Origin of the sequence: Pseudoalteromonas holothuriae (genome assembly GCF_945859825.1) — a bacterium.
Taxonomy (GTDB): Bacteria; Pseudomonadota; Gammaproteobacteria; order Enterobacterales; family Alteromonadaceae; genus Pseudoalteromonas; species Pseudoalteromonas holothuriae.
In genome coordinates this window covers 1-11,448 of the sequence record NZ_CAMAPC010000007.1, presented here as the reverse complement: position 1 = coordinate 11,448, position 11,448 = coordinate 1, and the positions used below count along the sequence as shown (strand labels likewise).

14 protein-coding genes are annotated in these 11,448 nt (G+C 37.8%); all 14 read left to right on the top strand.

Features of this window, described 5'->3' with window-relative positions:
• The first annotated feature begins 59 nt into the window (after nucleotides 1–59).
• Nucleotides 60–1,022 carry a TauD/TfdA family dioxygenase gene (locus OCI93_RS10785; RefSeq protein ID WP_261593030.1) on the top strand — a complete coding sequence of 321 codons (963 nt, stop codon included), beginning with the start codon at nucleotides 60–62 and terminating at the stop codon, nucleotides 1,020–1,022.
• A gap of 97 nt (nucleotides 1,023–1,119) precedes the next feature.
• Nucleotides 1,120–2,487, top strand: coding sequence for a serine hydrolase domain-containing protein (locus OCI93_RS10780; RefSeq protein ID WP_261593031.1), 1,368 nt, complete (start codon nucleotides 1,120–1,122; stop codon nucleotides 2,485–2,487).
• Nucleotides 2,488–2,695: 208 nt separating this feature from the next.
• Nucleotides 2,696–3,247 carry a YcjF family protein gene (locus OCI93_RS10775; protein ID WP_261593032.1) on the top strand — a complete coding sequence of 184 codons (552 nt, stop codon included), beginning with the start codon at nucleotides 2,696–2,698 and terminating at the stop codon, nucleotides 3,245–3,247.
• Between the two features lie 71 nt (nucleotides 3,248–3,318).
• On the top strand, nucleotides 3,319–3,492 hold the full coding sequence (locus tag OCI93_RS10770; RefSeq protein ID WP_261593034.1) for a hypothetical protein: 174 nt from the start codon (nucleotides 3,319–3,321) through the stop codon (nucleotides 3,490–3,492).
• A 108-nt stretch (nucleotides 3,493–3,600) separates the two neighbouring features.
• Nucleotides 3,601–5,265 carry a cyclic peptide export ABC transporter gene (locus OCI93_RS10765; protein ID WP_261626394.1) on the top strand — a complete coding sequence of 555 codons (1,665 nt, stop codon included), beginning with the start codon at nucleotides 3,601–3,603 and terminating at the stop codon, nucleotides 5,263–5,265.
• Nucleotides 5,262–6,407 carry a prohibitin family protein gene (locus tag OCI93_RS10760; protein WP_261626393.1) on the top strand — a complete coding sequence of 382 codons (1,146 nt, stop codon included), beginning with the start codon at nucleotides 5,262–5,264 and terminating at the stop codon, nucleotides 6,405–6,407. Before OCI93_RS10765 ends, OCI93_RS10760 begins: the two co-directional genes overlap by 4 nt.
• 630 nt (nucleotides 6,408–7,037) lie before the next feature.
• A complete protein-coding gene (locus tag OCI93_RS10755; protein ID WP_261626392.1) occupies nucleotides 7,038–7,400 on the top strand; it encodes a hypothetical protein in 363 nt (120 codons plus the stop codon).
• A gap of 107 nt (nucleotides 7,401–7,507) precedes the next feature.
• Nucleotides 7,508–7,759: a hypothetical protein gene (locus tag OCI93_RS10750; RefSeq protein WP_261626391.1), complete on the top strand. Its 252-nt coding sequence runs from the start codon at nucleotides 7,508–7,510 to the stop codon at nucleotides 7,757–7,759.
• Nucleotides 7,760–7,882: 123 nt separating this feature from the next.
• Nucleotides 7,883–8,347 carry a nuclear transport factor 2 family protein gene (locus OCI93_RS10745; protein WP_261626390.1) on the top strand — a complete coding sequence of 155 codons (465 nt, stop codon included), beginning with the start codon at nucleotides 7,883–7,885 and terminating at the stop codon, nucleotides 8,345–8,347.
• Between the two features lie 135 nt (nucleotides 8,348–8,482).
• A complete protein-coding gene (locus tag OCI93_RS10740) occupies nucleotides 8,483–8,878 on the top strand; it encodes a hypothetical protein (protein ID WP_261626389.1) in 396 nt (131 codons plus the stop codon).
• 125 nt (nucleotides 8,879–9,003) lie between these two features.
• Nucleotides 9,004–9,441 carry a GNAT family N-acetyltransferase gene (locus OCI93_RS10735; protein WP_261626388.1) on the top strand — a complete coding sequence of 146 codons (438 nt, stop codon included), beginning with the start codon at nucleotides 9,004–9,006 and terminating at the stop codon, nucleotides 9,439–9,441.
• A 113-nt stretch (nucleotides 9,442–9,554) separates the two neighbouring features.
• Nucleotides 9,555–9,980 carry a hypothetical protein gene (locus OCI93_RS10730; RefSeq protein WP_261626387.1) on the top strand — a complete coding sequence of 142 codons (426 nt, stop codon included), beginning with the start codon at nucleotides 9,555–9,557 and terminating at the stop codon, nucleotides 9,978–9,980.
• Between the two features lie 112 nt (nucleotides 9,981–10,092).
• Complete coding sequence (locus tag OCI93_RS10725) at nucleotides 10,093–10,596, top strand: GNAT family N-acetyltransferase (RefSeq protein ID WP_210798800.1); 504 nt, start codon at nucleotides 10,093–10,095, stop codon at nucleotides 10,594–10,596.
• Nucleotides 10,597–10,705: 109 nt separating this feature from the next.
• Nucleotides 10,706–11,239 carry a hypothetical protein gene (locus OCI93_RS10720; protein ID WP_261626386.1) on the top strand — a complete coding sequence of 178 codons (534 nt, stop codon included), beginning with the start codon at nucleotides 10,706–10,708 and terminating at the stop codon, nucleotides 11,237–11,239.
• The last annotated feature ends 209 nt before the right edge of the window (nucleotides 11,240–11,448 follow it).

Here is an 11,448-nt window from a genome sequence, read left to right as displayed (position 1 = left end):
CGGTTGTAAAATTTTTGTTCTACAGTGTAGACCTTACCAAGTGAAAGGATAGGAATAAAATGGATCAATTATTAACAGTAAAGATGGATACAAACGCAGCGGTTGTCGATCATCGGATCCATGACCTGTCATTACAAAAACAAAGTGGTTTAGCCTGGGTTAAAAACCACATTGAAGAGATTAACCGGTGGGTTAATCATGACGGTTTTGCTTTGCTGCGTGGTTTAAATATAGTCAGTAGTAATCAGTTTAGCACTATACTTGAAACCATATTCGGTGAACCACTTAGCCAATATATGTATCGTTCATCGCCTCGCACGGCGATGAAAAACAATATCTATACGACAACTGAATATCATTCGGACCAAGTTATATTGCAGCATAATGAAAATGCATATTCAAATAAGTGGCCAATGCGAATGGGGTTCTTTTGCGTGCTGCCAGCAAAAACTGGGGGAGATACGCCACTTGCTGACAGCCGTTTAGTTTACAAAAACATGCCAGTCGAAATTCGAGATAAGTTCGAGCAGCAAGGTGTTATGTACGTTCGCAATTACGGCAATATAGACTTACCTTGGCAAGAAGTATTTCAGACTGACAGCAAAGTTGAGGTTGAGGCTTACTGTGTAGCAAATGACATAGAGTTTGAATGGTTCGATGAGCGGTTACAAACACGTCAATACCGACCTGCAGTGGCAAAGCATCCACAAACAGGTGAAAAGATTTGGTTTAACCAAGCGCATCTTTTTCATGCCTCAAGTATCGACGCAAACATGTCTGATTTAATGCGTACAAGTATTGGCGAAGATAAACTGCCCCGTAACGCCTACTTTGGTGATGGTAGTGTTATTCCAGACGAATATATTCAAGTGATAAATAGAGTATATCAAGATGTAACATTTTCTTTTACTTGGCAAAGAAATGATATTTTGCTGTTAGACAATATGCTCTATACCCATGGTCGACAAGCATACACGGGAGTTAGAAAAGTACTCGTTGGCATGGCAAAAATATCATCATGAAGTAGTAAATAGTCGCTTGATACGCTCAAGCATAATGAGTTTTGTTAGTCGTTGTGTAGTTAGCAAATAACAGACATTTATTGAAGGAAAAACAACAATGAAATGGCTTTTACATTCGCGTTTTAAAATGACCGTATTGTGTTTGATTAGTTTAATTTTAGCTTCATGTTTACAAAAAAAGAGTGTCGCTAAAAACACCACAATTACGTCTAGTCAAATCGAAATGATCCAAACCACAGTAAACGATTACTGCGACAAATTAGTTTTTTTTGGCACCATATATATAACATCATCAGATAGTGTGGTTTATCAGGCTAATTGTGGTCCACAAAGTATGCAATATGGGGTGGAGAATACGGTTGAGTCTAAATACCGTATAGGCTCAAATACCAAAGCATTTGCTGCGGCTATTTTGATGCGAATGTTAGAGGGAAAAGATTTAAGGCAAGAAACGATTGGTGATCACTTACCTTGGTTTCCTGAAAATCAGTGTGCAGATGTGTCTTTGCATAATTTACTGACTATGTCATCTGGTATTGATAATTATAGTGACAATGAACAGGTATACGATAATTATGGTTGGCGTCCATTTTTGTACGACCAAGCTTTAAACCTAAACGGTCCAGAAGACTTTAGTAATCGTTTTTGCACCTGTACGGGACAAAGTGATATGCCATCTTTTACACCGGGCTCTAAATATCAGTACAGTAATTGTAATTATTACCTAATAGGTAACATTATTGAGCAGCTGGCAGCTGGCACACAAGGTAACATTGGTGAAGAGTTCTGGTTTGAAAATATTTTAAAAGATCAAATTTTGAATACCTTGGGGATGAGCGATAGTGGCTCGTTTAGCGAGCTTGGTATTTATCCAAATATGACCACAGGCTATATTTATAATCAGAACCAATATTTACCTCTTGCCAATGGGCGTCCCCCCGCAGTTGGGGGGCCTGCGCCATATGAAGATATTTTAGTAAATCCATATAGCAATCCATTAGTTTTATACTCAGCTGGCGATATGTATGCCACTGTTGAAGATATGCATAAGTGGGATCAAGGTTTATATACTGATCAAATTTTAAATGAAGTGCAAAAACTAGCAGCATTTGCACCGTATTCAAATACCAATAGTTCACAATCTTGTGAATATTACGGCTATGGCTGGTTTGTAACCTATATCGATCCAAATCAATATGGAAAAGTTGCTGATTGCCCACAAAACCCCAGCGATACAAACTTAAGAAAATATGAAAAATTTTTACAGTACTCTGGAAGTTATCCATATTCGTGGGTGACCAGCTTCAATCGTCTTATTGAGCGAGACCAATCGGTCATGGTCTTTAGTAATTACGTTAAAACAGGTACGGAGTCAGATTGTATTTCAAGTGAAATTAGAAACATTATTTTTTACAGCGATTCGCATCGAAGTGATAGTTGTCAAAGTGTTTTAAACGACGCTTGAGTGCAATAAAAGTGAATAAGAAAAGGAAATAGAGCAGTTGTATTTCGTTTTTTACCGTGAGAACAACTTTTCACAGTAACAGAATTACCTGTCACCACATGTGGGTGTTAGGTGAAAAAAGGGCAAACTAAAGATTAGGCTTTAATTAGCTTTGACGTAGTTTGATATGTTTAACAACTGTTTAATTCTAAATCATAGAGGACTTATTATGACTGCGACAAAAACAGCGAAGGAAGAGAAGGTAAACGATACAAAGTCTGAGCAAGGCACTAGCCCTGTTGAGGTTGAAAATCGTGAAGCCGTTGCGCAACTTATTGTCGATAAGTATACAAAGTGGTCGTTTGGTAGTGGGTTAATACCTATTCCTGCGGTCGACTTAGTTGCGTTGACAGGTATTCAAATAAAAATGATCAGTGAACTCGCTAAGGTGTATGGTCAATCGTATAGCGACAATAAAATACGTGGCACGCTTAGTGCGGTTATCGGCGGTTCATTTCCACAAACTTTAGGCGGCGCTGGCTTGAGTAGCTTCCTAAAGGCCGTGCCAATTATTGGCACTTTAAGCTCGTTGGCATTTATGCCGGTTGTATCTGCGGCATCTTGTCATGCAGTAGGCACGACGTTTATTCGACACTTTGAACATGACGGAACTTTGTTAGATCTTGATCTTTCGAGTATGAAGGATGACATTTCTGACATTGCAGCAAAGTATCGTAAAGACACAAGTAACGCAGACACTCAAGTGAATGCTGCTAATTAGTAGTAACTTGATAAACCAGCAGATTTCTGCTGGTTTATTTATCATACCGTTGTTAACTTAAGGAATAGAAAATGCTGGTAATACTGTATTTAGCTTTGTGCATGCTATCGGGTTATTGGGGCCGAAACACGTTTGCAGGCCCAGTTGGGTTCTTTTTGATTTCATTAGTGTTCACGCCATTAGCTGGTTTACTTATTTTATTTTTAGCCAAACGCAGAGAGCCGATTGAAGAGGAAGAAGAGTAGAAGATCGCACGGACGTCTGTTTGACTGCGGCATTCATTTACATGGAACTTAGTCAAACTCGCAAATATACATATGTTTGTGAGTACTAAAACAATAAAAGATAATGAAATGGTATTATACGATTTAATAAGTCGAAACATAAAAATAAAAAAAAGGACCTTTGTAGCGCTTGGTTGTATTTCAGGCCTTGCTAACGCACTGGTGCTTGCGCTAATCAATAACGTAGCAGAGAACATTTCTGATATTAGCAAAGAAAACCATATTCTTTACTACTTAGCTTTATTTAGCTTAACGATTGCGATTTATGGTTTAACACAGCAACGCTTGATGACCAAAGCGGCGCGTACGGTTGAAAAAGCCATTGCAGGGTTGCGCGTAGAGTTGTTTGAGTGTGTTCGTCATACGGAGTTATCTACCTTAGAAAAAATTGGTAAAGAGCGGATCTTTAATACGTTAAGTAAAGAGCTACAAACCATTTCTCAATCTGCGCAATTGTTTGTTATTATTGGACAATCGATTACCTTAGTATTTTTTACTTCCCTCTATATTGCTTATCATTCGTTTGTCGCGTTTTTAGTGATTTCGGTATTGATTATGCTTGGAGCAAGCATACACCGATTAAGAGCAGATGAAATTCAAAAAAATATGCAGTTATCCTTTGAGAGTGAAAATATGCTTATTCAAAGGTTATCTGATTTGCTAGATGGCTTTAAAGAAGTAAAGTTGAGTGTGCCTCGTGCGGATGATTTAGAGCATGAATTTATTAGCGACTCTAACCGTGCTAAAAAGGCTAAAACCACAACACAAACCCTATTCGCTACAGATTTTGTGTTGTCGCAAATCACATTCTTTGCTGCAACTGGTGCGATGGTATTCGTTGTGCCAATGCTCTCAAACGTTTATACCGATGTGGTGATTAAAGTAACAACCGCCTCTTTATTTTTAATTGGCCCTATTACCAGTATTGTTGGTGGTATCCCTATTTATACCACAGCCACAGAAGCGGCGAATAATGTGTTGGCACTGGAAAATGAACTAAAATTAGCGTCCCAGAAGGCACAACACCAAGATACTAAGCATAGCGAAACACAGATCCGTGCGTTTGAAGAAATACGCTTAGAAGGCGCATACTATCAACACAATAGAGATAAAGGTGATCGTCCGTTTTTTGTCGGGCCTGTTGATTTAAGTATTAAGCCTGGACAAATCACTTTTATTACCGGTGGTAATGGCAGCGGCAAGACCACATTTATCCGTATGCTAACTGGATTATATGAGTTACAAGGCGGGCAAATATCTCTGAACTCAAATGCGATAACCAATAACGACCTTGATACTTATCGAAGCTTATTCACAGCTGTGTTTTCTGATTTTCATTTATTTAAACAACTCTACGGTATTCGCACCAGTTCACAACAAGAAATAGATGACTGGTTATTGTTTCTAGAAATGAACACCAAAGTGAGTGTTAAGGATGCACAATTTAGCACCATCGATTTATCTTCAGGCCAGAGAAAGCGGCTGGCATTACTTAGTACAATTTTAGAAAATCGTCCTGTTTACATATTTGATGAGTGGGCAGCAGATCAAGATCCAATTTTTAGGCGAAAATTCTATGAGCAGGTATTACCTAAGCTTAAAGCTCGAGGTAATACGGTGATAGCAATAACTCACGATGATGCATACTTCCATTTGGCAGATGTACATTTGAAAATGGTAGAGGGACAGTTAATGGAACATCATAGTGTTGAAAATGAGGGGATGCCTTCATGAACATTGTAATCCCACCAGGTATAGGCTTATACATTTTAGCCGCATTATGTGTATTGATAGTCATTTCTAATTTGATAATGCGGGTTTTAAAGCGCTATTACCCTAAGTTGCGCAATCGTATTTTATCTTGGCGCTTTAGGGCCGGTTTAACCTTACTGATCTTGCTATTTTTAATTATCGCGTTAGTGCCCATGGTATTTATTAAGATAGACTCCGGTGAAGTAGGGGTATTATGGAAGCGGCTTGGGGGCGGTACCTACTTAGATAAGCCTTTTACCGAAGGGACTGTGTTAGTGATGCCATGGGATAAACTGACTATTTATTCTAGTCGTTTTCAAACTGCACACAGAGAAGTGCATGCTATTACTAATCAAGGGCTTAGAGTCTCATTAGATATTACCGTACGATACCGGCCGGTTGTCAAGCATGTACCATTTTTACACCAACTGGTTGGCAAAGATTATGTCAATGAAATGGTGATCCCCGAGGTGAGCTCTGCTGTGCGCGTGATAATTTCTAATTACACAGCCGAAGAAGTCTATGGCTCTCAACGTATGGATGTGCAAGCGCAATTGCTTGAAAAAGTACTTGCAGAGTTAAAGCTCCAAGAGCAAACCATATTGAAAGAGGCTGGTGGTATTATGGATGGTCATGCATTGGTTAACTTAGACGATGTTTTGATTCGTAAAGTGGATGTGCCAGAGAAAGTTCACAATGCGATTATTTCAAAGGTAAACCAGCATTACTTACAGCAAGAGTATGATATGCGCTTAGAAGTTGCCGAAAAAGAAGCTATGCGTAAAGAAACTGAAGCAAAAGGTATCGCTGCATTTCAAAAAACGGTTAGTGGCGGTATCTCTGAGACTTACTTAAGGTGGCGAGGCATAGAGGCCACCATAGAACTTGCAAAATCAAACAATAGTAAAATTGTCGTGATTGGTGGTGGAAAAGATGGCCTACCACTCATTCTTAATACGGAAAATAGTTTGGGGCCGACTGCAGCACCCGCTATTTCATCAGAAGTATCACATTCAAATAATGAGATAAAAACTAGTGTTAAAGCAACGTCTAAAGAAGCCCTGTACCGAAGTCCAACGGCAAGCGCACATGTAAAGCTTGAAGACGTAAGCCAGCCAAAATAAGCTGGTTATGGAAAAGCCACCTAATTGATAATACAGGTGGCTTTTTTAGCCTTGTGACTCTTTATTAAAGTTTAAATTCAAACTCAATCGCGTTTAATAAAGCGTATTTAATAATACATGCGCTTGTGTAGCTTGCCCCCTATTTTGTTGATTAACAAGGTGACTTAAAAGCTCAACTGACACGTTGCAGGAGAGCATTGCACCTTTTTATAAGCGACTGCCCTACAGTTTTAAAACTATAGCGACGAGTTCTAAGCTCAACACGCACAGACTCCAAAAAAGGTGACTTGTTCATAGTAAATGCATTTACTGTGGTTTTGTACAGGTATAATTTAAGGCACCAAATTTTGCAACTAGCGGCCCCGTTAATGTTTGTTCCTGTTGTTCGCCTAAAGCCCCAGAAACTTATCTATTTACTTGATTATATTGAAGTTTAATTTTATTAGGTAAATTTGCTTATTCTCGTTTAAGTAGATTCTCGTTTTTATCCGAGTGGGTTGTTAATTTTTTGAGGACAAAACCAACGCTAACATGCTAATATTTATACCAATTAAATTATGATATTGGCGAAAGAACAGCTTAGTGTGTAGAACATTAACGCGATTTCACGCTAATATACTGTTATATGCAATGCGAAATCAAAACTATCGAGTCAGAATTAAACCTAAGATAAAACTAAAGTTGGCTGTGTTAACTCTAGTTATTATCTCTGCGCTGTTTTTTCTTTTATGGTTATTTATTAAATCGGATTTTTATAATTCAACAGATATATTTGAGTTTAAAACGCCTCTTGCAATCGAACCCATAAATATTCGTAAAGCAGGTAAGTATCCGCATTATGATCTTGCTAAATTTAAATTGCCATCTGGTGAGTTTACAGAGATTCAAGTAAACACTGAAATGGCAGTAAACAATAAATATTGTTTTAGTCGTGTTTATAAAAATGGTAAGTTTACTAGATATCAAATAGTTGCTTACAAAAATTGCATATAACAAGTTGCTTAAACGGACAAAAAACAGTTGGCTTTTGCTCGTTCCTCGCTAATTTTAGCCAACAATTTTATTGCCGCTTAGCAAAGCGTTATAAGCCAAAGGAAGATATGAGTATATCGAGGGAGCAATTAGCTAAAGTTAGAACACCGTTTAGAGTGCTTGCTGGGTTCATCTTTGTCCTTTCATTTTTTGCTCTTTTAGCTACGGTTACTTTTGCGTTCACAGAACCATATGATCATATTATTTGGCTTTTAGGTATCGTGACGTTTGGTATGTCATATATCTCAGGGCATGTTGTATTTACGGGGTATGCCCCAAAATTTTTACTGTTTACGCATGGTGCTAAAGATGGCTTATAACAAGTTGCTCAAGTTCGTTCGTAAACTCACTGGGACAATTAACAGTTGGCTTGGCGCTTCGCGCAAGTATAGCCAACAGTCAATTGCCCCTTAGCAAAGCGTTAGGCATACAAGGAGAGTTCAGTGAAAAAATTAACTTTAGTATTCATATCCCTTATTTTATCTTTTTCAAGTTCTGCAAATGAAAAGTTCACGGCAGATCAATTAATCGAGAAAGCAAAGGCATTTGTATCAGCCAAAAATGCTCGCCAACAACCAAATACAACCACTAAAGAAATAGATCATTATATATCGCTATTATCTGATAACTTCATCGATGAACATGTCAAATTCAAGTTTACGTATACTGATAAATCGAAACTCCGTTCAGATATGGTTGGTAAACTAAAAGATGAAGTTATAAACAGCAATATTGAGATAAACGAAATTATGGTAGGTGCTAATGTTGTTTTTATAAAAATGACTGAAATGGGTAAAGTTAAGCCTGCACATTTAGATAAAACCATTGAATATAGTAAAACTAATATTGTTTCATTAGAGTTTAACGAATCAGGTTTAGTAAAGCATATCCGCCGACACCACGGTTAATGTATGCCTAACAAGGGTTTTCAAGTCGGACAAAAAACAGTTGGCTTTTTGCTCGTACCTCGCTTATTTTAGCCAACAATTTTTTGCCGCTTAAAACGGCGTTAGCTTTCATTTGTCACAACTTGAGATAGGTGTATGAGATTTCTCTTTATTACAGTAGCTTTTGTCGTATTCATCTCTTTAGTATTTTCACTCAATCAAGTAAGTGAAACATACTTGGTTTTAGGTACTTTGATGGTAGCTTTCTTCTCTTCAGGTCTATCAGCTAAAGCATTTTTCAACGACTTAAAAGGTATCAGTTTGTCTGGCTGGCAGGTCACTACGAGTGGCAGAAGAATATTTGTAACCATCCTTTCTGCATTGTGTGGTGTTTTGAATTACTTTTTTGTCGTTTTATTGCTCGACTATCAGTCGTACTTAGAGGGTTTTTGGATGGTATTGGTTTTCGGTCTGTTGGTTACAATACCTGCTTCATTAATGGGTCTTTTCTTTGAAAAAGTTTTTATAAAAATAAAATGGGCCTTTAAGTAACCCGAAAAATTAAAGCTAACAAGGCACTTAAACGGAACTAAAACAGTGGGTTACGTTTCGCTTCGCTACACATTTTAACCCACAATTTTAGTCCGCTTAGTGCGGCGTTAGAGTTCAGGAGAAACATGAAAATTTCATTGGAAGAAATTGATAAATCAAATTATGAAGCTGTTTGTGATTTGGATGTCACAAAAGAGCAAGAAGAATATGTCGCCTGCAATATGTGGTCTCTTGTAGAGGCGCATTACAACTCAGGGCATACATGCAAAGCCATTTATGAAAACGGTCAGCCTATTGGCTTTCTGATGTGGGTTTTAGAAACTGAATCAAAAATTTCAATCTGGCGTTTCATGGTGGACCAAAACCACCAGAAAAAGGGTATTGGAAGGGAAGCGTTAAAGATGGCATTAGAAGAAATTGCGGCGTATCCCGCAATCAAAGAAATCGAAATCTGTTACAACCCCAAAAACCCAGTGGCAAAAGATTTTTATGCTAGTTTTGGTTTCAAAGAAGTCGGCATGGACGAGGGTGGCGAAGACATGATCGCCCTTATTAAGCTATGAACTCTAACAAGGCGCTTAACACGTTCCCTTCGGTCACTGGGACACAAATGCAGCGGTGCTTCGCAATAGTACCGCTGCATTTGTGCCCGTTAGCTTAGCGTTATACGTTTCTCATGGATAGATGGAATAATCTAAAATCACACTTCGAACAAGATGACTCACTTAGAGACATCATCGTCACTTCAGAATCACGAGATTCATGGGAGCTATTCTTTGCTGCCTTACAATCGGCAGAGTATTCTCATGCTTTTACGCACGGCGGCAACATTGCTACTTTGCCTGACTCTATTGATTCAATCTGGAAATTACAAAATGATGCCCCAACTCTACTTTCTGTTCAGGTCGGTGAACTACTAGTTAATTGCCACTTTTTCAAAAGTTATGAAATCGAATTTGATATAGATCCCAAAGATATAAATTCTAAAACTGACTTTGTTGTTTTATTTAACTTCTTATCATGGTTAAATAAATCAATTAAAAGTAGCGTTGTATTAACTCATGAGAATTCCAGAGAAGAAGTGATTCTGAGTATTGAGTAAAAACGTATAACAAGTTGCTTAAAAGGACAAAAAACAGTTGGCTTTTGCTCCTTCGTCGCTAATTTTAGCCAACAATTTTTTGCCTCTTAGCAAGGCGTTAGGCTGAAACAATATGATTCCCAGCATTGAGACACAGCAACTTCGACTAATACCACCAAGTCTTGATTGTTTTGAACTATACAAATCATTTTATACTGATGTAATTGCGTCAGAAATGTATGGTGGGCCTATAGGTCTTGAACAAGTTTGGACTAGGTTAAAAGCCGATATAGGTTCATGGTACTTATTAGGTTATGGAGTGTGGGTTATACAGCAAAAATCTGATGATAGTCTTATTGGCACTTGCGGCTTTTGGAAAGGTAAAGATTGGTCAAAAGAGCTTACTTGGTGGGTTATGCCAGAAGGTCGAGGAAAAGGTGTGGCTACTGAAGCGTCAAAGGCCGCTATAGAGCATGCTTATATTAAGTTTAAATGGAGAACTGTTGAAACTTATATGAATGACGATAATATTGCTGCACGCTCTCTGGTAGAAAAGCTGGGTGGTAAAAAAGTAGATAGGAAAGTGTTTCCAGACGGTTTATTAAGGGACATATATCAGCTGCCAAAATCAGCCTAACAAGTCACTCAAAAGGACAAAAAACAGTTGGCTTTTTGCTCCTTCGTCGCTAATTTTAGCCAACAATTTTTTGCCTCTTAGTGAAGCGTTAGCTAGCCCAGTAGGTTCTATGAAGATTGTTATTGTATCTTTTATTTTTCTTCTGCTTTCGACAAGCGCTATTGCAAAAGTTTGTAAGAAGGGACAGCCATGTGGTAATTCGTGCATATCTTGGAATAAAACATGTCGTTTAAATCAATCAACTTTACTTAATAAGCAAGGCAAGATAATAAATAATAGTACTATCGCCAATGTTCAGAGTGATAGTGAAGCCAAAAGTAGCACTACAATTGAGGCAGAGTTTGGTTGTATGGTGACGTGGACTGCCTTGATAGATTTGCATCTTTTTAAGAAAAATGAAGAAGAAATAATTAATGATGTAATATACAAAATTAAAACTAAAGCAAAGTTTAATAAACAGTTAATCGATCAAAGTACAGAAGATGAGATAAGGCTTGCTTACAAAAGCACCCTTAATAAAGCTATCATCAAAAATTCGGAGTTAGAGCTATTGCAAACTGATGTAGAATCATTCCGTAATGAGTTTATGGAAAGTTGTATAGTACAAACGAAAAAAATAATAGCTATGCGTAAGGCTAGCTAACAAGGGTTTTCAAGTCGGACTCGTAATAGCTTGCTAGGTTCCACTTCGTTCCACATTTTAGCAAGCTATTACTCGCCGCTTAAAACGGCGTTAGCATTCATAAGGAGTTGAACTTTCACAATGATTAAAATTTTTATAAGTCATGCTTCGGAAGATAAAGCTGAGTTTGTTCGGCCTCTCGTATCTGAAATAAGTAAATTATATGATGT

Excerpts from the sequence above, each read along its gene's own strand:
- OCI93_RS10765 (WP_261626394.1), top strand. The coding sequence starts at position 3,601 with ATGGTATTATACGATTTAATAAGTCGAAACATAAAAATAAAAAAAAGG.
- OCI93_RS10780 (WP_261593031.1), top strand. The coding sequence starts at position 1,120 with ATGAAATGGCTTTTACATTCGCGTTTTAAAATGACCGTATTGTGTTTG.
- OCI93_RS10755 (WP_261626392.1), top strand. The coding sequence starts at position 7,038 with ATGCGAAATCAAAACTATCGAGTCAGAATTAAACCTAAGATAAAACTA.
- OCI93_RS10730 (WP_261626387.1), top strand. The coding sequence starts at position 9,555 with ATGGATAGATGGAATAATCTAAAATCACACTTCGAACAAGATGACTCA.
- OCI93_RS10775 (WP_261593032.1), top strand. The coding sequence starts at position 2,696 with ATGACTGCGACAAAAACAGCGAAGGAAGAGAAGGTAAACGATACAAAG.
- OCI93_RS10725 (WP_210798800.1), top strand. The coding sequence starts at position 10,093 with ATGATTCCCAGCATTGAGACACAGCAACTTCGACTAATACCACCAAGT.
- OCI93_RS10750 (WP_261626391.1), top strand. The coding sequence starts at position 7,508 with ATGAGTATATCGAGGGAGCAATTAGCTAAAGTTAGAACACCGTTTAGA.
- OCI93_RS10770 (WP_261593034.1), top strand. The coding sequence starts at position 3,319 with ATGCTGGTAATACTGTATTTAGCTTTGTGCATGCTATCGGGTTATTGG.
- OCI93_RS10785 (WP_261593030.1), top strand. The coding sequence starts at position 60 with ATGGATCAATTATTAACAGTAAAGATGGATACAAACGCAGCGGTTGTC.
- OCI93_RS10740 (WP_261626389.1), top strand. The coding sequence starts at position 8,483 with ATGAGATTTCTCTTTATTACAGTAGCTTTTGTCGTATTCATCTCTTTA.
- OCI93_RS10760 (WP_261626393.1), top strand. The coding sequence starts at position 5,262 with ATGAACATTGTAATCCCACCAGGTATAGGCTTATACATTTTAGCCGCA.
- OCI93_RS10735 (WP_261626388.1), top strand. The coding sequence starts at position 9,004 with ATGAAAATTTCATTGGAAGAAATTGATAAATCAAATTATGAAGCTGTT.
- OCI93_RS10720 (WP_261626386.1), top strand. The coding sequence starts at position 10,706 with ATGAAGATTGTTATTGTATCTTTTATTTTTCTTCTGCTTTCGACAAGC.